The sequence below is a fragment of the Cyanobium gracile PCC 6307 genome (assembly GCF_000316515.1).
Classification (GTDB): domain Bacteria; phylum Cyanobacteriota; class Cyanobacteriia; order PCC-6307; family Cyanobiaceae; genus Cyanobium; species Cyanobium gracile.
In genome coordinates, this window is record NC_019675.1 from 1621766 (window position 1) to 1639609 (window position 17844).

18 protein-coding genes and 2 tRNA genes are annotated in these 17844 nt (G+C 71.0%); 15 read left to right on the top strand and 5 right to left on the bottom strand.

The annotated features are described in order from the left end of the window. Nucleotides 1–38 precede the first annotated feature (38 nt). From CYAGR_RS07765 to CYAGR_RS07775, 3 genes are all read left to right on the top strand, one after another. A complete protein-coding gene (locus CYAGR_RS07765) occupies nt 39–221 on the top strand; it encodes a hypothetical protein (RefSeq protein ID WP_015109249.1) in 183 nt (60 codons plus the stop codon). Beyond that, a complete protein-coding gene (locus CYAGR_RS07770; RefSeq protein WP_015109250.1) occupies nt 218–748 on the top strand; it encodes a hypothetical protein in 531 nt (176 codons plus the stop codon). Before CYAGR_RS07765 ends, CYAGR_RS07770 begins: the two co-directional genes overlap by 4 nt. Before the next feature lie 276 nt (nt 749–1024). Then, entirely contained in the window at nt 1025–1678 is a 654-nt protein-coding gene (locus CYAGR_RS07775) for a class I SAM-dependent methyltransferase (protein WP_015109252.1), read from the top strand. A gap of 45 nt (nt 1679–1723) precedes the next feature. On the opposite strand, the gene CYAGR_RS07780 is transcribed toward CYAGR_RS07775, so the two are convergent. After that, nucleotides 1724–1909, bottom strand: a complete 186-nt coding sequence (locus CYAGR_RS07780; RefSeq protein WP_146134626.1) for a hypothetical protein — start codon at nt 1907–1909, stop codon at nt 1724–1726. Between the two features lie 106 nt (nt 1910–2015). Further along, nucleotides 2016–2086, bottom strand: a tRNA-Cys gene (locus CYAGR_RS07785). 44 nt (nt 2087–2130) lie between these two features. Here CYAGR_RS07785 and CYAGR_RS07790 point away from each other — a divergent pair. Both CYAGR_RS07790 and CYAGR_RS07795 read left to right on the top strand, forming a co-directional pair. Further along, nucleotides 2131–3381 (top strand): lipid-A-disaccharide synthase-related protein, encoded by a 1251-nt coding sequence (locus CYAGR_RS07790; protein ID WP_015109254.1) that lies wholly within the window; start codon nt 2131–2133, stop codon nt 3379–3381. Nucleotides 3382–3421: 40 nt separating this feature from the next. Beyond that, the gene (locus CYAGR_RS07795) at nt 3422–3679 is read left to right on the top strand and encodes a hypothetical protein (protein WP_015109255.1); all 258 of its coding nucleotides are present in this window, start codon (nt 3422–3424) and stop codon (nt 3677–3679) included. A gap of 48 nt (nt 3680–3727) precedes the next feature. On the opposite strand, the gene CYAGR_RS07800 is transcribed toward CYAGR_RS07795, so the two are convergent. Next, nucleotides 3728–4393, bottom strand: a complete 666-nt coding sequence (locus tag CYAGR_RS07800) for a ribonuclease D (RefSeq protein WP_015109256.1) — start codon at nt 4391–4393, stop codon at nt 3728–3730. Between the two features lie 92 nt (nt 4394–4485). Here CYAGR_RS07800 and CYAGR_RS07805 point away from each other — a divergent pair, with 92 nt between their 5' ends. Together CYAGR_RS07805 and CYAGR_RS07810 are read left to right on the top strand one after the other, a co-directional pair. After that, the gene (locus tag CYAGR_RS07805) at nt 4486–5037 is read left to right on the top strand and encodes a cofactor assembly of complex C subunit B (RefSeq protein WP_015109257.1); all 552 of its coding nucleotides are present in this window, start codon (nt 4486–4488) and stop codon (nt 5035–5037) included. Nucleotides 5038–5041: 4 nt separating this feature from the next. Beyond that, nucleotides 5042–5917: a hypothetical protein gene (locus CYAGR_RS07810; protein WP_015109258.1), complete on the top strand. Its 876-nt coding sequence runs from the start codon at nt 5042–5044 to the stop codon at nt 5915–5917. Here CYAGR_RS07810 and hemF read toward each other — a convergent pair. Next, nucleotides 5844–6869 carry an oxygen-dependent coproporphyrinogen oxidase gene (gene hemF, locus CYAGR_RS07815; protein ID WP_015109259.1) on the bottom strand — a complete coding sequence of 342 codons (1026 nt, stop codon included), beginning with the start codon at nt 6867–6869 and terminating at the stop codon, nt 5844–5846. The genes CYAGR_RS07810 and hemF overlap by 74 nt on opposite strands. A 248-nt stretch (nt 6870–7117) precedes the next feature. Here hemF and CYAGR_RS07820 point away from each other — a divergent pair, with 248 nt between their 5' ends. The 8 genes from CYAGR_RS07820 to CYAGR_RS07855 all read left to right on the top strand — a co-directional run bounded on the left by CYAGR_RS07820 (nt 7118) and on the right by CYAGR_RS07855 (nt 17730). After that, nucleotides 7118–8224: an Mrp/NBP35 family ATP-binding protein gene (locus CYAGR_RS07820; RefSeq protein ID WP_015109260.1), complete on the top strand. Its 1107-nt coding sequence runs from the start codon at nt 7118–7120 to the stop codon at nt 8222–8224. 4 nt (nt 8225–8228) lie between these two features. Next, a complete protein-coding gene (gene rodA / locus CYAGR_RS07825; RefSeq protein WP_015109261.1) occupies nt 8229–9497 on the top strand; it encodes a rod shape-determining protein RodA in 1269 nt (422 codons plus the stop codon). Then, nucleotides 9488–10891: a sensor histidine kinase gene (locus CYAGR_RS07830; protein WP_015109262.1), complete on the top strand. Its 1404-nt coding sequence runs from the start codon at nt 9488–9490 to the stop codon at nt 10889–10891. Before rodA ends, CYAGR_RS07830 begins: the two co-directional genes overlap by 10 nt. Nucleotides 10892–10994: 103 nt before the next feature. After that, complete coding sequence (gene psaD, locus CYAGR_RS07835; protein ID WP_015109263.1) at nt 10995–11426, top strand: photosystem I reaction center subunit II PsaD; 432 nt, start codon at nt 10995–10997, stop codon at nt 11424–11426. A 68-nt stretch (nt 11427–11494) separates the two neighbouring features. Continuing rightward, nucleotides 11495–13051 carry an anthranilate synthase component I family protein gene (locus CYAGR_RS07840; protein WP_015109264.1) on the top strand — a complete coding sequence of 519 codons (1557 nt, stop codon included), beginning with the start codon at nt 11495–11497 and terminating at the stop codon, nt 13049–13051. Then, complete coding sequence (gshA, locus tag CYAGR_RS07845; RefSeq protein ID WP_015109265.1) at nt 13048–14211, top strand: glutamate--cysteine ligase; 1164 nt, start codon at nt 13048–13050, stop codon at nt 14209–14211. The genes CYAGR_RS07840 and gshA overlap by 4 nt, the downstream gene beginning before the upstream one ends. Before the next feature lie 26 nt (nt 14212–14237). Then, nucleotides 14238–17243, top strand: a complete 3006-nt coding sequence (gene ppc / locus CYAGR_RS07850; protein ID WP_015109266.1) for a phosphoenolpyruvate carboxylase — start codon at nt 14238–14240, stop codon at nt 17241–17243. A gap of 16 nt (nt 17244–17259) precedes the next feature. Next, complete coding sequence (locus CYAGR_RS07855) at nt 17260–17730, top strand: hypothetical protein (protein ID WP_015109267.1); 471 nt, start codon at nt 17260–17262, stop codon at nt 17728–17730. A gap of 15 nt (nt 17731–17745) precedes the next feature. Here CYAGR_RS07855 and CYAGR_RS07860 read toward each other — a convergent pair. After that, nucleotides 17746–17819 (bottom strand) — tRNA-Arg (locus CYAGR_RS07860). Between the last annotated feature and the right edge of the window lie 25 nt (nt 17820–17844).

Genomic DNA, 17844 nt, shown 5'->3' on the forward strand with positions numbered 1-17844 from the left:
TGCCATGATCGACCCGACTCTCTCCCCGGAGACCCGCGATGACCATCCCTCCGGGCGTCGGGCCGACCTCCGCCCCGAACCAGCCCACCGCCGTGGCGCCTGCCGCCGCAGCCACCCCCCCTGGCCCCGCCACCGACCCGCTGCTCTGCCACCACTGCGGCCGGACAGCCGGCAACGGGATCAGCTGCCAGGGCATCTGCGTCGCCGATTCGGGCTATTGAAGCTCCGGCCGGGCCCGGCGGCCCTGGCGGGGCTGACCCTGCTGCTGGCCCTGGGCGTCCTCTGGGCGCCCCTGGCAGCCCGGGAGCGGCCCGGCGACGATTTCGGCCGCTGGGAACGGGGCCTGCGCCGCTGCAGCGTCATCACCCCGTCCGGCACGGGCCCGACGCCGCCCCCGTCCACCTGCCGCCTGCTGCGGCTGGACCAGCAGATGGAGGGTCTGCTCAGTATCCGGTTCCTGGAGCCCGGTGGCGACACCTCCTTTCTCGATCGCCAGCTGGTCTTCGCCGGGGTGCTGGCGGAAGGCTCCGCCGCCATGGCCTGTGAGCGGAGCCGCTGCGAGCCGCGCTGGCCGGTGAGGCTGCGGGTCAGCGCCGTGGGGCAGGCGGGGTTCGGTGACGGGGAGGCCGCGCTCGGACTGACCAGGGCCGAGCTGGCCAGCGGACAGTGCCTGCTCGACGATCGCGCCTTTCGCTGCGAAGCCACCGGCCCGGATGGACGGCAGTGGCGGGTGGACGCCGCCCCCTGAGCGGGCCGGGGACGGGATGGCGAGGAGAGAGAGGAGGGGGGGGGGAGGCGGAGATGACGATCGGCAACGAAGGTCACAGACAGCGCCCCTCTCTTCAGATTCTCTTTATGATTGATCCGTTCGGGAGATGGCCATGCCCCCATCCACGTCTCTGCTGGCCTTGGTGGGCGTCGTGGGCTTCGCCATCATCTCGCTGCTCATGGGCGTTCTCCCCTGAGCGGCAACGACGGGACGATCGAACGCCGCCGCTAGGGTGCCGACGCTCCGCCCGCCGGCATGTCGACCAAAGACGCCTTCACCCGCATCTACCAACGCGACACCTGGGGCGGTGGCTCGGGACAGGGGTCCAGGCCGGAGTTCAACGGCGAATACATCGCCACCCTGCAGCGCTTTTTGCAGCTCAACGACATCGGCAGCGTCGTTGATTTCGGGTGTGGCGACTGGCAGTTCTCTCGCCTGATCCACTGGGGTGACATCACCTACACAGGGGTCGACATCGTCGACTCCGTGGTGGCCGCCAACCGCGAACGCCACGCCAGCGACACGGTTCACTTCCAGCTGTTCGACGACCTCGCCAGCCTCCCCCCGGCCGATCTGATCCTGGTCAAGGATGTGCTGCAGCATCTTCCCAACCAGCTGGTGCGGGACTATCTCGACCATTTCAAGAGCAAGTACCGCTGGCTGATCATCACCAACGACGATCTGCCGCAGTCGAAGCTCAATCAGGAGATCAATGCGGGGGCGTGGCGGCCGCTGCGCCTGGATCTTCCGCCCTTCGAAGAACACTGCTCCACCCTGGCCCAGTGGGTGGTGCTGACGGAATCCTCCATGAATCTGCACAGGAAACGGGCGGAACTGCTGCACGGGCGCGGGCCTCGACGTCCCCCCGGCCGGCCGATCAGACGCTCTGAAGATCAGAATGCTGGATGATCAGAGGTGGGTTCGGAGAACGGTGACCCGATCACCGCGCACCCTTCACCAGTTGCCGACCCGCTTAAGAGCGGTGTAGTACTCGATGATGGCATCCTCCAGAATGGCCCTGGGTGTGGAGGGAAGCTGAATTCTTTCGCGATAGGCCTGGATCTTTTCAATCATCTCCAGACATTCCTCGCTGAGAAGCGCCACGAACGGATCCGGCTCTTCCGGGGAATTGGCTGCCACCGCAGTCCTCATCGGCATGTCCGGTGCAGTCTGCCACCGATGGGCGGTCACCGTGCCGAACGCTCCCCAGCGAGGGGAGAGGCCGGGAAATTCCCGGTTGTTGCAGAGGCGGCACCCAGATTCGAACTGGGGATAAAGGATTTGCAATCCTCTGCCTTACCACTTGGCCATGCCGCCTGCCGGGGAGCAAACTCCCCGCAGCGGATCGTATCAGCCATGGCATGTCCTCCCCTCGTCTGCTGGTTCTGAGTAACGGCCATGGGGAGGATCTGATCGCCCTGCGGCTGATTGAGGCCCTCAGGCGGCAGGCCCCCGGGCTGGAGGTCGACGTGCTGCCGCTGGTGGGGGTCGGCCAGGCCTACGCCGGCGCCGAGGCCGCCGGGGAGCTGCGCCGGGTCGGCCCGCGGCAGCCGCTGCCCAGCGGCGGCTTCAGCAACCAGAGCCTGGCGGGGCTGCTGATGGACCTGGCGGCCGGGCTGCCGCTGCTCAGCTGGCAGCAGTGGCGGATCGTGCGGCGCTGGGGCCGGCAGGGCCTGCCGATCCTGGCGGTGGGGGACCTGCTGCCCCTGCTGATGGCCTGGGCCGGGGGCGGCCCCTACGGCTTCCTCGGCACCCCCAAGAGCGACCACACCTGGGCCTCGCCGGCACCGGCCGGCTGGGGCCGCTCCCCCCTGGCCGATGGGTACCACCGGGCCAAGGGCAGCGAATGGGACCCCTGGGAATGGGCCCTGATGGGCCGGCGCCGCTGCCGGCTGGTGGCGGTGCGGGATCGCCTCACCGCCCGGGGGCTGCGGCACCACGGGGTGCGGGCCGTCGCCCCGGGCAATCCGATGATGGATGGCTTCGCCCCTGCCCCGCCGCTGCCCGACTGGCTGCGGGGTCGGCGCCGCCTGCTGCTGCTGCCCGGCAGCCGCCTGCCCGAGGCCCTCGGCAACCTTCGCGCCCTGCTGGCGGCCCTGCCGCCGGCCGAAGGGTCCCCAGCGATCAGCGTGCTGCTGGCCACCGGCTCCCGTCCCGATGCCGCCGAACTGACCGCTCCCCTGGCGGGGGCGGGCTTCATCCCCGGCAGGCCGCCGGGGGGCTCAGGGGCCGCGGTCCTCTGGAAACGCGGCCCCCTGGAGCTGCTGGTGGGTCCGGGCCGGTTCGCGGCCTGGGCGCCGCTGGCGGAGCTGGGGCTCGCCACCGCTGGCACCGCCACCGAGCAGCTGGTGGGGCTGGGAGTTCCTGCCCTGTCGCTGCCCGGGCCGGGGCCCCAGTTCAAGGCCGGTTTCGCCCGCCGCCAGAGCAGGCTTCTGGGGGGAGCGGTGCAGCCCTGCCACGGGCCAGCCGAGCTGCGCAACCGGCTGCTCGCCCTGCTGGACGACGACGGGGAGCGGGCCCGGCTGGGCCGCATCGGCCGGCGCCGCATGGGAGGGGCCGGTGGCAGCGCCCGACTGGCGGCCCTGATCCGGGAGAGGCTGCTGCCGGGGTAGGGGGATGATGGGGCCGACCGCCCCGTTGTCCTCCGCACCGATGCCCGGCATCCCCGACCGCAGCTTCAACGCCGCCTGCGGTCATCTGGCCACGCACCTGGGCATCAGCCTGGCGGCGGCCCGCCGGCGGGTGGAGATCCTGGCGGCCAAGGAAGGGCTCCGGGACACCGCCGCCAAGCTCGCCCTGGCGGAGCGGCTGCTGGAGGAAACCAGGGCCAGCGGCCTCGACCGGGGCCAGCTGTTCGACGGACAGCTGCGCTCGGTTGGGGAAGACGACCTGTTCATGATCGAGGACTGAGCGCCACGACAGGCCGGCCGCCCGGTGTGCCGCCCAGCGCGCCCGGACTCAGTGCTCGAACACCTGGTTGAACCGTTGCCGATCGAGGGCGGAGAACACGGGCACGCAGGCGAAGCAGCGGCGGGCCAGCTCCCAGCGCTCCTCGCGGCGCAGCATCACCTCCAGCCGGTCCCGGGCGGCCAGCAGCCAGCGCACGTCACCGGCGGCATAGGCCAGCTGGGTGTCGCTGAGCTCCTCCACCCGGCCCCAGTCGGAACTCTGGGCCTGCTTGTCGAGCTCCACCCCCACCAGTTCATTGACCACGTCCTTGAGGCCGTGGCGCGGGGCGTAGGTGCGGGCCAGGCGGCTGGCCACCTTGGTGCAGAAGACGGGGTCCACGGCGATGCCGAGGTTCTCCGCCAGCGCCGCCACGTCGAAGCGGGCGAAGTGGAACACCTTCTCGATCGCCGGGTTCTCGCACAGGACCTTCAGCCGCGGCGCCTCCGTCTGCCCCCGCGACACCCGGATGCAGCAGACGTTGTCGTGGTCGTCGCAGATCTGCACCAGGCAGAGGCGGTCACGCCCATGGATGAGCCCCATGGCCTCGGTGTCGATCGCCAGGGCCCGGGCCTGGCCGAACAGCTCCTCCCAGGCGGCGTCAAGGTCGTGGTCGAAGACAGCGAAACGGGCCGGCGGACCGGGGCTGGCACTGCCGCTGGAAGGGGTCTGGGCCATGGGGAAACAGAGGAGTGGCGGCCATCGTCGCCCACGGCGGCCGCCGACCAGGCCGGTCGGGCCAGAATGCGGGCCCAACCGGCCACGCCGCCATGCCCACCCTGGGTTCCACCCTCCTGCTCACCCTGCTGATGGCCATCGGCCTGGTGTTCTTTCTGAGGGCCGCCAGCAAGGACCGCACCACGGTGGTGGACGTGCATTCCCCCCAGCCGCCGGTGCAGGTGCTCGAGGGCATCTCCGACTGGCTCACCGCCCGGGGCTGGCGGACCGAGGCCGGCGATCCCGAGCGCCAGCTGCTGCGCTTCCGCGGCCAGGTGAGCTCCAGCCCGCCCCTGGCCCTGCTGCTCTCGCTGCTGGGCAGCGTCGGCGCCGCCTGTCTCGGCCTGGTGCTCCGCCAGGTGCTGCCCTCCCTCGGCTGGTGGCCCCTGCTCCTGGCCCTGGTGGGACCCCTGGCCGGGGTGATCTACCGGCGCCGGGCCGCCCGGCCCGAGAGCCTGGAGCTGCGCCTGATCAGCGGCGACAGCGACGGCGGCAGCACCCTGCGGCTGCGCGCCCACCGGGACGAACTGATCGCCATCGAGCGGGAACTGGGCCCCGGTCTCCAGCTCGCCAGCGACGGTTCCCTGCTCTCCTCTCCGATCTGAGCCGATGGGTTCCCCTCTCCCGTCCTGGCTGGTGGGGCCGGCCCTGCTGATCGGCAACCTCGTCCCCCTGGCGCCATTGGCCCGTGGCGCCGAAGCGGCCGTGCCGGCCAGCCCGATCCAGGCGCCGGCGCTGGCCGGCTTCGATCCGATCACCGGTCCCCGCAGCCGCCTGGGCCGGGACTGGATCGGCACCCGCCCCGTCGATCCGGACACCCCGATCCTGGTGCTGGCCGGCCATGCCGATTCCCAGGGGATGAACGGCGCCGGCACCAGCGGCGCCGCCGTGGCTGCCGGAGCACCGCCGATGCTGCCGGGCATCAGCGACGAGCTCTACTGGAACATGGTCGTCGCCGAGGCGGTGGTGACCCTGGGCCAGCAGCGGGGGCTGCGCATCAGCTCCTACCGCCCCCCCTTCCGCACGATCCCGGATGGCAACCACCCCAGCACCAACTGGAGCGTGGGCCGGCAGCACGCCGCCAGCGGCGGCTACGCCCTGGAGATCCACTTCGACGCCTGGGGCCCCGACGGCATCGGATCGGGGTTGATCCCGCCCCTGCACCGCCCCTTCAGCTCCCTCGACGAAAGCCTGGCCGCGGCGTTCGGCGGGTTCCCCATGGCCTTCCGGGGCGGTCTCGGCGGACCCAGGCGCGGCATCGCCCTGCTGGAGGTGGGCAAGCTGGAGGGTCCGCTGGAGCGCTCGCTGCGCAACCCGGCCACCCGTTCCGACACGGTGCTGACCATCGCCGAGCGGATCGTGACGGCCCTCGAGGTGGGTCTGGGCCGCAGCCCGGCCACCGCCATGCCGCTCAGCCCACCGCCTGGTGGGGTCGGCAGCGCTCCTCCAGGGAAGGGTCTTCAAGCCAGTTCTGCGGACGAGTGAACAGCTCGGTCAGCAGGGCCTCGCGGCTGCCGGCTGCCGCCGTGTAGCCGTACTCCCAGCGCACCAGGGGCGGCAGCGACATCAGGATCGATTCGGTGCGGCCGTTGGTCTGCAGGCCGAAGATCGTGCCCCGGTCGAACACCAGGTTGAACTCCACGTAGCGGCCGCGGCGGTAGAGCTGGAACTGGCGCTCCACCTCGCCCCAGGCAAGCCCCTGGCGGCGCTCCACGATCGGCACGTAGCTCGGCAGGAAGGCGTTGCCGCAGGCCGAGGCCAGGGCGAAGAGCTGCTCCCAGTTCTGGTGGAGCGGCCCAACGGCCGCGCTGGCCGCCGCCGCCGGCCCCTCGGGGTCGCCCCCCTTGTAGAGCACCCCGCCGGGGTCCTGGTAGTCGTAGAAGATGCCGCCCACGCCCCGGGTCTCGCCCCGGTGCTTCAGAAAGAAGTACTCGTCGCACCAGGGCTTGAACACCGTGTAGTAGGCCGGATCGACCCCGTCGCAGGCCCCCTTGAGGGTGCGGTGGAAGTGGCGGGCGTCCTCCAGGAAGGGGTAGTAGGGGGTGAGGTCGGCGCCGCCGCCGAACCACCACACCGGCCCCGCCTCGAAATAGCGGTAGTTGAGGTGCACCGTGGGCACGAAGGGGTTGCGGGGGTGGAGCACCATCGAGGTGCCGGTGGCGAACCAGCGGTGGCCCTCCGCCTCGGGGCGCTGGGACAGGATCGAGGGGGGCAGCCGCTCCCCCTCCACCTCGGAGAAGTTGACGCCGCCCTGCTCGAACACGCGGCCGTCCTTCATCACCCGGGAGCGGCCGCCGCCGCCCTCCGGCCGCTCCCAGCTCTGCTCCTCGAAGTCGGCCCCGCCATCGAGGCTGGCGAGACCCGCGCAGATCGAGTCCTGCAGGCCCATCAGCAGGGCCTTGGCGCGGCTGCGGGAATCGGCAGGTGGCATCTCCATGGAACGGCAGCGCGGCGGACGCGGAACATCCGCACACCTTTTCAGCCCGTCGGGGGGTCCCACAAGGGTTCGAGAGCGTCTGTCACGGGCTGGAGAAGGGGCCCGGGAGCCACCCCGGGGCTGCCGCGGGGCCACGGGGGTGCTGCCGCGGGCTTGCCGCGGGGCCGCCGCAGGAGCCCCCGTCCGGCCCGACCGGCCCGAAGGGCCGCCCCTAGGATCGCCGTCCACCCCGACCCTGCCGCCGCCGCATGGCCAGCGCCGACATCCTCCTTGAGGCCCTGCAGCCGCTCCGCGACGCCGGCAGTGGCCGCAGCCTGCTGGAGCTGGGCTGGATCAGCGACCTGCGCCAGCAGGGCAGCCGGGCGGTGTTCCGCCTCGCCCTGCCCGGTTTCGCCAACAGCCAGCGGGAGCGCATCGCCGCCGAGGCCCGCAGCGCCCTGCTGGACGTGGAGGGCATCAACGACGTGCAGATCGAACTGGCCCAGCCGCCCGCCGCCCCCTCCTCGGGCCCCATCGGCGCCGCCGGCCACGGCCCCGGCGGGGCCCAGCTGCCGGAGCGGCAGGGCATCCCCGGCGTGCGCCAGGTCATCGCCGTCAGCAGCGGCAAAGGGGGCGTGGGCAAGAGCACGGTGGCGGTGAACCTGGCCTGTGCCCTGGCCGCCTCCGGCCTGCGGGTGGGCCTGCTCGATGCCGACATCTACGGACCCAATGCGCCAACGATGCTCGGGGTGGCCGACCGCAGCCCCCAGGTGACGGGCAGCGGCAACGACCAGGTGCTGGAGCCGATCGAGACCTGCGGCATCGTCATGGTGTCGATGGGCCTGCTGATCCAGGAGAACCAGCCGGTGGTCTGGCGTGGTCCGATGCTCAACGGCATCATCCGCCAGTTCCTTTATCAGGTGAACTGGGGCGAACGGGACGTGCTGGTGGTGGATCTCCCCCCCGGCACCGGCGACGCCCAGCTCACCCTCGCCCAGGCCGTGCCCATGGCCGGCGCGGTGATCGTCACCACCCCCCAGCTGGTGTCGCTGCAAGATGCCCGCCGCGGCCTGGCGATGTTCCTGCAGATGGGCGTGCCGGTGCTCGGGGTGGTGGAGAACATGACCGCCTTCATCCCCCCGGATCTGCCCGATCGCCGCTACGCCCTGTTCGGCAGCGGCGGCGGCCAGCGGCTGGCCGACGAGGCCGACGTGCCCCTGCTGGCCCAGCTGCCCATGGAGATGCCCGTGCTCGAGGGCGGTGAGCGGGGCTTGCCGGTGGTGCTGTCGGCACCAGACTCGGCCAGCGGCCGCGCCTTCACCGAGCTGGCCGAGCGGCTGAGCACCAGCTGCTCCCTCAGCCCGGCGCTCGCCTGAAGCGATGGCGGTTCTCAGCCCCCGGCGCGGTGGGTTCGCCGCCAAGGGGGCCAAGCGGCGCGGCCCCGGCTTCGATCCCCTCCTCTGGGGCATCCCCATCGCCCTGACGCTGCTGGCGGGGGCCCTGATCGCCAGCACCCAGCGCCAGCAGGCCACCACCGACTGGTACCAGCACTGGATCACCGCAGCGGTGGGCCTGGTGGTGGCCCTGCTGCTGGCCCGCGTGCCCCTGGAGCGCATCGCCCGCTTCCAGTGGCCGATCTACATCCTCATGGTGGCGAGCCTGGTCGCGGTGCGGATCATCGGGGTCAGCGCCCTCGGGGCCCAGAGCTGGATCAACATCGGCGGCTTCTACGTGCAGCCCTCGGAGTTCGCCAAGGTGGCGGCGATCCTGCTGCTGGCGGGGGTGCTCTCCAAGTACCCGGTGGAGCGGCCGATCGATCTGCTGCGGCCGGTGGCCATGATCAGCGTGCCGTGGCTGCTGGTGTTCGTGCAGCCGGATCTGGGCACCTCGCTGGTCTTCGGGGCGGTGCTGCTGGTGATGCTGTTCTGGTCGGGCATGCCCGCCACCTGGCTGCTGCTGCTGCTCTCGCCCCTTTTCACGGCGATCATGGCCGGCACCATGCCCTGGCTGCTGCTGGGCTGGATCCCGCTGATGGGCTGGGTGGCGTGGCGTTCCCTGCCCTGGAAGGCGGTGGGGATCTCTTTGGTGCTGGCCGTCCAGGGCCTGTTCGCCGTCGGGACACCCTGGCTCTGGGAGCACGGACTGCGCCCGCACCAGCGGGCCCGGCTCACCCTGTTCCTGGATCCGGCCCAGGATCCCCTCGGGGGCGGCTACCACCTGCTGCAGAGCACCGTGGGCATCGGTTCCGGGCAGCTCTGGGGCACCGGCCTGATGAACGGCTCCCTCACCAAGCTGCGCTTCATCCCCGAGCAGCACACCGATTTCATCTTCAGCGCCCTGGGCGAGGAGACCGGCTTCATCGGCTCGATGCTGGTGGTGGTGGGCTTCGTGGTGCTGATCTGGCGCCTGCTGCAGATCGCCGGCCGGGCCGCCAGCGATTACGAATCGCTCGTGGTGGTGGGCATCGGCGCCATGCTGATGTTTCAGGTGGTGGTGAACATCAACATGACCATCGGCCTGGGACCGATCACCGGCATTCCGCTGCCCTTCCTGAGCTACGGCCGTTCGGCCATGCTCGTCAACTGCATCAGCCTCGGGCTCTGCGCCTCCGTGGCCCGGCGCAGCCGCAGCCTGCGGCGATGGTGGTGAGCCTGGGGGACCTGCGCCGCCTGCTGGCGGCCGGTGTCCCGGCCGGGCGGGGAGACGAGGACAGTGTGCGGCGCCAGTGGTGGGCCGCCCTGGCCACGGTGCAGGCGGACCTGCTCGGGGCCGCCCCTCCCCAGCCGGGGGTGTGGCTGGCGGCGCCGCTGCCGGCCCTCTACGAACCCGCCCTTCTGGAGTGGCTCGACGGCTGGGTCTGGACCCCCGCCCAGGTGGGCAACCTCATGCCCCCGGGGCTGCCGCTGCTGCCGGGGATGGCGCCCCTGCCGGCGGACCACGGCACGCCCCCCCGGGGAACGGCCGGCCGGCCGGGGGGCTTCCAGCGCCTGAGCCTGCGGGAGGACGACGGCACCGATCCGCTGCTGGTGCTGATCACCCCGGTGCTGCAGGTGGCCCTGGCCCTGGACGGTGCCCCGCAGGAGCGCCGCCTGGTGGTGCGCTTCGACGCGCCGGTCCTGTCGGCCGCCCTGGAGCTGCTCGATCGCCGCCTGGCCCAGGATGATCCGGTCGCGGGCCTGGGGCTGCGCCGCCGCCTGCAGCTGCTGGGCCCGCTCAGGAACGATCCCGATCTGGGCACCCGCTTCTGGCCCCTGCTGGCCCAGCGCCTGGCCGCCATGGCCCCCAGCGTCACCCTGCAGCCGCTGGTGCATGGGGAGAAGCGCAGCGAAGGCGGCGACGCCGTGAGCAGCGAACTGGCCCTGCTCGAGGCCCTCACCCATGAGGTGCGCACCCCCCTGGCCACGATCCGCACCCTGATCCGCTCCCTGCTGCGCCGCACCGACCTGCCGGCGGTGGTGCGGCAGCGGCTGGAGCAGATCGACGGGGAATGCAGCGAACAGATCGACCGCTTCGGCCTGATCTTCCTGGCGGCGGAACTGCAGCGCCAGCCCGGCAGCGCCCAGCCCCTGAGCGACAGCGAACTGGCCCGCACGGACCTGAGCCGGCTGCTTTACCAGCTGGAGGAGCTCTGGCAACGGCAGCTGGGCCGCCGCGACCTGCGGCTGGTGCTCGAAATTGCTGCCGACCTGCCGCCGGTGATGAGCGATCCCAGCCGGCTCGAGACCATGCTCGGCGGCCTGATGGACCGATTCAGCCGCAGCCTGCCCAGCGGCAGCGAAGTGCGGTTGCGGCTGCTGCCGGCGGGTTCGCGGCTGAAGCTCCAGCTCAGCAGCGACGACCCGGAGAGCCGCGAGGCCGATGGGGTGGCGGCCGCCGTGCCGATGCCGGTGGGTCCGGTGCTGAGCTGGAACCCGGAGACCGGCAGCCTGCAGCTCAGCCGCCAGGCCACCCAGCGGCTCTTCCACCGCCTGGGGGGGCGGCTCACCGAACGGGGGGGCAGCAACCTGACCGTGTTCTTCCCGACCGCCGAGCGCAGCGGCTGAGGTGGCCGCTGCCGGGTTTGTTGACGGGTGTGAAGAGTCCGCCGGGGGCGCCCGGAAGGCCAAAAACACGGTGCTAGTTTCCGCCTGAAACGGTCTGCGAGCCATGCCTGATACGGCCCTCCACGGTCAACTTCCGAAGTCCATCGGCAGCACCGGTGGCCTGCTGAACTCGGCGGAGACCGAGGAGAAGTACGCCATCACCTGGAGCAGCACCAAGGCCCAGGCGTTCGAGCTCCCCACCGGCGGCGCCGCGGAGATGCACGAAGGCGACAACCTCATGTACTTCGCCCGTAAGGAGCAGTGCCTGGCCCTGGGCACCCAGCTCCGCACCAAGTTCAAGCCCCGGATCGAGGACTACAAGATCTACCGGATCTACCCCGGCGGCGACACCGAATTCCTGCACCCCAAGGACGGCGTCTTCCCCGAGAAGGTGAACGAAGGCCGTCCCATGGTGGGCCACACCCCCCGCAGCATCGGCGCCAACCCCAACCCCGCCAGCCTCAAGTTCAGCGGCAAGGCCACGCACGAAGCCTGAGCCTGGCCGGCCAGCACCTATAACGGCGGGGCCGGGAGCCCCGTTTTTTTTGCCTGCCTGTCGCCGTGATGCCCGGTTCTGATCGCAGCGCCTTCCTCGCCCGCATCGCCGGTGGGGAAGCAGGTGCTGACTTGGCCGTCAATCTCCTGCCCCTCTGGAAGCGCTGGCCCGCCGACCTGGAGACCCCCCTGACCACCTGGCTGAAGGTGGGGGCGGACAGCAGCCATGGCGTGCTGCTGGAATCGGTGGAGGGTGGCGAGCAGCTGGGCCGCTGGAGCTTCGTCGTCAGCGACCCGCTCTGGACCCTCACCTGCCGCGGCGACCGGGGGGAGAGGCGCTGGCGGGATGGCCGCAGTGAACAGCTCCAAGGCAACCCCTTCTCCCTGCTGCGGGAGGCCCTGGCCCCCCTGCGCCCCGGCCCGGTGGAGGGCCTGCCGACGGTGGCCCAGCTGTTCGGCTTCTGGGGCTACGAACTGATCCGCTGGATCGAGCCCAGCGTGCCGGTCCACGACGCCCCGGACGGGGCCCCGCCGGATGGCTGCTGGATGCTGGCCGACAGCCTGCTGGTGTTCGACCAGGTGAAACGCCAGATCACGGCGGTGTCCTACGTGGATCTCTCCGCGGGGGCCGATCCCGGCGAGGCCTACGACCGGGCGGCGTCCCGCATCGCGGCCCTCGAGGCCCGCATGCACGCCCCGTTGCCGGCGCACGTCAAGCCGCTGGCCTGGCACGAGGCGAGCGGCGCCGAGCTGGCCACCCGCAGCAACCGGGACCAGCAGGAGTTCCAGGGAGCCGTGGCGGCGGCGGCCGAGCACATCGCCGCCGGTGACGTGTTCCAGCTGGTGCTGAGCCAGCGGTTCGAAGCCAGGGTGACCCACGACCCGTTCGATCTCTACCGCAGCCTGCGGATGGTCAACCCCTCGCCCTACATGGCGTTCTTCAACTTCGGCGACTGGCACCTGATCGGCTCCAGCCCCGAGGTGATGGTGAAGGCTGAGCCCTGTGCCGCAGGGGTGAAGGCCTCCCTGCGGCCCATCGCCGGCACCCGGCCCCGTGGCGCGGATGACGCCAAGGATGCGGCCCTGGCCGAGGAGCTGCTGGCCGATCCGAAGGAGCGGGCGGAGCACGTGATGCTGGTCGACCTGGGCCGCAACGACCTGGGCCGGGTCTGCCGGGCCGGCACGGTGCAGGTCACCGAGCTGATGGTGATCGAGAAGTACTCCCATGTGATGCACATCGTCAGCGAGGTGGAGGGGCTGCTGACCGAGGATCACGACATCTGGGACCTGCTGATGGCTTCCTTCCCGGCGGGCACCGTGAGCGGCGCCCCCAAGATCCGCGCCATGCAGCTGATCCACGCCCTCGAACCGGAGGCCCGCGGGCCCTACTCGGGCGTCTACGGGGCGGTGGATCTGGCCGGAGCCCTCAACACGGCCATCACGATCCGCACCATGGTGGTGCTGCCCCACCCCGAGGGCGGCTGGCGGGTGCAGGTCCAGGCGGGTGCCGGGATCGTGGCCGACTCCCGGCCGGAGGCGGAGTACCAGGAAACCCGCAACAAGGCCCGCGGCATGCTCAAGGCCCTCGCCTGCCTGGAGCCAGCCCCGGCCGCCGCGACGCCATGAGCGGCCCCCTCCTGCTGAAGGGCTTTGAAGTGGAGATGTACACCGGCCGGGCCGACGGCACGGTGGTGGGCTGCTCCGCCGAAGCGGCCGCCGCACTGGCGGGGTTCATGACCGAACCGGACCACCGCAACCTGGAGTACGTCACCCCGCCCGAGGCCTCCTACATCACCCAGCTGGAGCTGCTGCTGGAACCGCGCCGGCGCCTGCGCCGCTGGCTCCAGCCGCGCCAGCTGACCCTGCTGCCCGGCAGCACCCTGAGCCTGGGGGACAGCCGCCGCTTCGAGCGCTCCGACCCCGAGAACCCTTACCACGGCTACATCGAGGCCACCTATGGCACCCGGGTGGTGACCGCCAGCGTCCACATCAACCTGGGCCTGACGGAGATGGACGCCCTGTTCGCGGGCCTGCGACTGCTGCGCTGCGAAGCCTCCCTGCTGCTCGCCCTCAGCGCCAGCTCCCCCTTCCTCGACGGGGAGGTCACCGGGGCCCACTCCCAGCGCTGGCTGCAGTTCCCGATCACGCCGCCCCTGGTGCCCCTGTTCCGGGACCACCGCCACTACATCGACTGGATGGAGGAGCAGCTGGCCGCCGGGGCGATGCGCAACGTCCGCCACCTCTGGACGTCGGTGCGGCCCAACGGCGACGACCGCCCCCATGGCCTCAACCGCCTCGAGATCCGCATCTGCGACCTGATCGACGATCCGCTGCTGCTGCTGGCGGTCACCGCCTTCACCGAACTGCGCCTGCAGCAGCTGCTGCAGGATCGCGCGGGCCAGGATCCCCTGGCCGCTGGCCGGTTCGGGGCCGCCGAGCTGGAGGCCATCGCCGATGCCAACGACCGGGCGGCGGCGCGCTCCAGCCTCCAGGCCCGGCTGGTGCACTGGCGCACCGGCGAGACCCTGGAGGCCCGCGCCTGGATTGCCGCCGAACTCGAAGCGATGGCGCCGCTGGCGGCCGAACTGGGGCTGGCCCGGTGGCTGGCGCCCCTCCACGACCTGCTCGCCGGCGGCAACCAGGCGATGCGATGGCTGGCGCGCCTTGGGCACGGCGAAAGCATCGGTGCCATCATCGGCAGCGAGGCCGAGGCTCTCGAACGGCGGGAGAGGGCCCTGGACGCATGGCTGGCGACAGAAGCAGCCCAGGTTCCTGGAGGATCATGAACAGCACCCCCGCGCCCACCGCCCCCATGCGGCTCCACCTGACCGAGCCTTCGGTCGTTCCCGCCGAGGCCTCACCCGGGGTGATCCGACTGCTCACCGAGCGGCTGGAGCTGGTGGAGGATCTCTGGCAGACGGTGCTGCGCAGTGAATGCCCGCCCGAGCAGGTGGATCGTCTGCTGCGGCTCAAGGAACTGAGCGGTCCGGTGGCGCCGGGCCTGGATCCTGAGGCCCCCTCCGCCGTCGACACCGACGGCATCGTGGCCCTGATCAAGGCCATGGATCTGGCCGAGGGCATCGCCGCAGCCAGGGCCTTCTCGCTCTACTTCCAGCTGGTCAACATCCTCGAGCAGCACATCGAGGAGGACAGCTACCTCGAAAGCATCAAGCGGGCCCCCGCCCCCGCCAGCAACGACCCGTTCCTGCCGCCCCTGGCCAGCCAGAGCGATCCGGCCACCTTCCGCCAGCTGTTCGAGCGGCTGCGCGCCCTCAATGTGCCCCCGGGCCAGCTGGAGGGGCTGCTGCGGGAGCTCGACATCCGGCTGGTGTTCACGGCCCACCCCACCGAGATCGTGCGCCACACCGTGCGCCACAAGCAACGGCGGGTGGCGGCCCTGATCCAGAAGCTTCAGGTGAACGGCCAGGGCAACCCGGACGACAACGACCGGCTGCGCCAGCAGCTCGAGGAGGAGATCCGGCTGTGGTGGCGCACCGACGAGCTGCACCAGTTCAAGCCGTCGGTGATCGATGAGGTCGATTACGCCCTCCACTACTTCCAGCAGGTGCTCTTCGATGCCCTGCCCCAGCTGCGCCAGCGCATCCGCGCCGCCCTTGCCGCCAGCTACCCCGACGTGCAGCCCCCCCGGGACGCCTTCTGCACCTTCGGTTCCTGGGTGGGATCCGACCGGGACGGCAACCCCTCGGTGACCCCGGACGTGACCTGGCGCACGGCCTGCTTCCAGCGGCAGCTGATGCTGGCCCGCTACATCCAGTCGGTGTCGGTCCTGCGCGACCAGCTCAGCATCTCGATGCAGTGGAGCCAGGTGAGCGCGGCCCTGCTGGAATCCCTCGAGATGGACCGACTGCGCTTCCCGGAGATCTACGAGGAGCGGGCCGCCCGCTACCGGCTCGAGCCCTACCGGCTGAAGCTGAGCTACACCCTCGAGCGGCTGCGCCTCACCCAGCAGCGCAACCAGCAGCTGGCCGAGGCGGGCTGGGAATCCCCCTGCGACGGGTCCTCGGGCTACGAGGCCGGACTGAGCAGCCTGATGGAGCCGGCCCCACCCCAGGAACTCCACTACGCCTCGGTGGAGGAATTCCGCACCGACCTGGAGCTGATCAAGGAGAGCCTCGATGCCACGGGCCTGAGCTGCGAAGCCCTGCAGGACCTGCTCAGCCAGGTGCACATCTTCGCCTTCTCCCTGGCCAGCCTCGACATCCGCCAGGAGAGCACCCGCCACAGCGACGCCATCGATGAGCTCAGCCGCTACCTGCTGCTGCCGGTGCCCTACGGCGAGATGGACGAGGAGCAGCGGGTGGAGTGGCTGCTGAGCGAACTCAAGACCCGCCGGCCCCTGCTGCCGCCGGCGGCCCGCTGGAGCGCCCCCACCGCCGAGACCTTCGCCGTGTTCCGGATGCTGCAGCGGCTGCAGCAGGAGTTCGGCCGGCGCATCTGCCGCACCTATGTGATCTCCATGAGTCACACGGTGTCGGACCTGCTGGAGGTGGTGCTGCTGGCCAAGGAGGCCGGGCTGGTGGATCCGATGGCCCAGAAATCGGCCCTGCTGGTGATCCCCCTGTTCGAAACGGTAGAAGACCTGCAGGGGGCCCCGGCCGTGATGGGGCGGCTGTTCGCCGACCCCTTCTACCGCCAGCTGCTGATCAGCAACAGCGACGGTGAGCAGCCCCTGCAGGAGGTGATGCTGGGCTACTCCGACAGCAACAAGGATTCCGGCTTCCTCTCCAGCAACTGGGAGATCCACCGGGCCCAGATCGCCCTGCAGTCGCTGGCCGATGCCCATGACGTGGCCCTGCGCATCTTCCACGGCCGCGGCGGCTCGGTGGGCCGGGGCGGCGGCCCCGCCTACCAGGCGATCCTGGCCCAGCCCAGCGGCACCCTCAAAGGGCGCATCAAGATCACCGAGCAGGGGGAGGTGCTGGCCTCCAAGTACTCCCTGCCGGAACTGGCCCTCTACAACCTGGAAACGGTCACCACCGCCGTGCTCCAGAACAGCATGGTCAGCACCCCGGTGGACGACACCCCCACCTGGAACGTGCTGATGGAGCGGCTGGCGGCCCGCTCCCGCGACCACTACCGGGCCCTGGTGCACGACAACCCCGACCTGGTGGCCTTCTTCCAGCAGGTCACACCGATCGAGGAGATCAGCAAGCTGCAGATCTCCAGCCGGCCGGCGCGGCGCAAGAGCGGCGCCAAGGACCTCTCCAGCCTGCGGGCCATCCCCTGGGTGTTCGGCTGGACCCAGAGCCGTTTCCTGCTGCCCAGCTGGTACGGGGTGGGGACGGCCCTGCAGGCCGAGCTCGACGCCGACGGCGAGCAGATGGAGCTGCTGCAGCTGCTCTACCAGCGCTGGCCCTTCTTCCGCATGCTGATCTCCAAGGTGGAGATGACCCTCTCCAAGGTCGACCTGGAGCTGGCCGGCCATTACGTCACCTCCCTGGGACGCCCCCAGAACAGGGAGGTGTTCGCCCAGATCTTCGAGGCGATCGCCAGTGAGTTCGCCCTCACCCATTCCCTGGTGCTGCGCATCAGCAACCACAGCCGGCTGCTGGACGGCGACCCGGCCCTGCAGCTGTCGGTCGACCTGCGCAACCGCACGATCATCCCCCTGGGCTACCTGCAGGTGGCGCTGCTGCGCCGGCTGCGGGAGCAGAAACGGCAGCCCCCCATGAGTGAGGGGCCCGGCGACGGGCCGGGAGGCGGCGGCGACGGCCGCACCTACAGCCGCAGCGAACTGCTCCGCGGCGCCCTGCTCACCATCAACGGCATCGCCGCCGGCATGCGCAACACGGGCTGATTCCCTGGACTCTCTGTTGATCCCCTTCCGCAGCCAGCCCCCGACTCCACGCCTGCGGGAGGGTTACGCCCTGCTGCAGCAGCACGACCCGGATCCGGCCGGCCTCAACCAGCTGCTGGTGGCCTGCGGGGATGGCCCCCGCAGCCCGGAGCGCTGGCAGCGGGTGCTGGAGCGCAGCACCTGGCATCTGGTGGTGCTCAACCCCGGCGGCCGGCTGGTGGGCTTCGTGCGCGCCACCAGTGACCAGGCCCTCAATGCCAACCTCTGGGACCTGATGGCCGATCCGGCCGACCCCTGCCGGGACGAGGTCATCGGCGCCCTGGTGCAGACGGCCCTGGCCCGTCTGCGGCGGGAACTGAGCGGCTGCAGCATCTCCCTGTCCGCCCCGCCCGAAGCGGTGACCGCCCTCACCCGGGCCGGGTTCGTGGTGGACCCGGGGGGGATCCGGGCCATGGGCCTCAACCTGCGGAGCAGTGAAGAGGGGTGAGGGTGACTGGGCTGACGAGCATGGAGGGACTCGAACCCCCGACATTCAGAACCGGAATCTGACGCTCTATCCAACTGAGCTACATGCCCTGCCACGGTGGTTCCGGCCCCCTGG

Coding starts and splice junctions, on each gene's coding strand:
- CYAGR_RS07765 (WP_015109249.1), top strand. CDS start 39: ATGACCATCCCTCCGGGCGTCGGGCCGACCTCCGCCCCGAACCAGCCC.
- CYAGR_RS07775 (WP_015109252.1), top strand. CDS start 1,025: ATGTCGACCAAAGACGCCTTCACCCGCATCTACCAACGCGACACCTGG.
- CYAGR_RS07790 (WP_015109254.1), top strand. CDS start 2,131: ATGTCCTCCCCTCGTCTGCTGGTTCTGAGTAACGGCCATGGGGAGGAT.
- CYAGR_RS07795 (WP_015109255.1), top strand. CDS start 3,422: ATGCCCGGCATCCCCGACCGCAGCTTCAACGCCGCCTGCGGTCATCTG.
- CYAGR_RS07800 (WP_015109256.1), bottom strand. CDS start 4,393: ATGGCCCAGACCCCTTCCAGCGGCAGTGCCAGCCCCGGTCCGCCGGCC.
- CYAGR_RS07805 (WP_015109257.1), top strand. CDS start 4,486: ATGCCCACCCTGGGTTCCACCCTCCTGCTCACCCTGCTGATGGCCATC.
- CYAGR_RS07810 (WP_015109258.1), top strand. CDS start 5,042: ATGGGTTCCCCTCTCCCGTCCTGGCTGGTGGGGCCGGCCCTGCTGATC.
- hemF (WP_015109259.1), bottom strand. CDS start 6,869: ATGGAGATGCCACCTGCCGATTCCCGCAGCCGCGCCAAGGCCCTGCTG.
- CYAGR_RS07820 (WP_015109260.1), top strand. CDS start 7,118: ATGGCCAGCGCCGACATCCTCCTTGAGGCCCTGCAGCCGCTCCGCGAC.
- rodA (WP_015109261.1), top strand. CDS start 8,229: ATGGCGGTTCTCAGCCCCCGGCGCGGTGGGTTCGCCGCCAAGGGGGCC.
- CYAGR_RS07830 (WP_015109262.1), top strand. CDS start 9,488: ATGGTGGTGAGCCTGGGGGACCTGCGCCGCCTGCTGGCGGCCGGTGTC.
- psaD (WP_015109263.1), top strand. CDS start 10,995: ATGCCTGATACGGCCCTCCACGGTCAACTTCCGAAGTCCATCGGCAGC.
- CYAGR_RS07840 (WP_015109264.1), top strand. CDS start 11,495: ATGCCCGGTTCTGATCGCAGCGCCTTCCTCGCCCGCATCGCCGGTGGG.
- gshA (WP_015109265.1), top strand. CDS start 13,048: ATGAGCGGCCCCCTCCTGCTGAAGGGCTTTGAAGTGGAGATGTACACC.
- ppc (WP_015109266.1), top strand. CDS start 14,238: ATGCGGCTCCACCTGACCGAGCCTTCGGTCGTTCCCGCCGAGGCCTCA.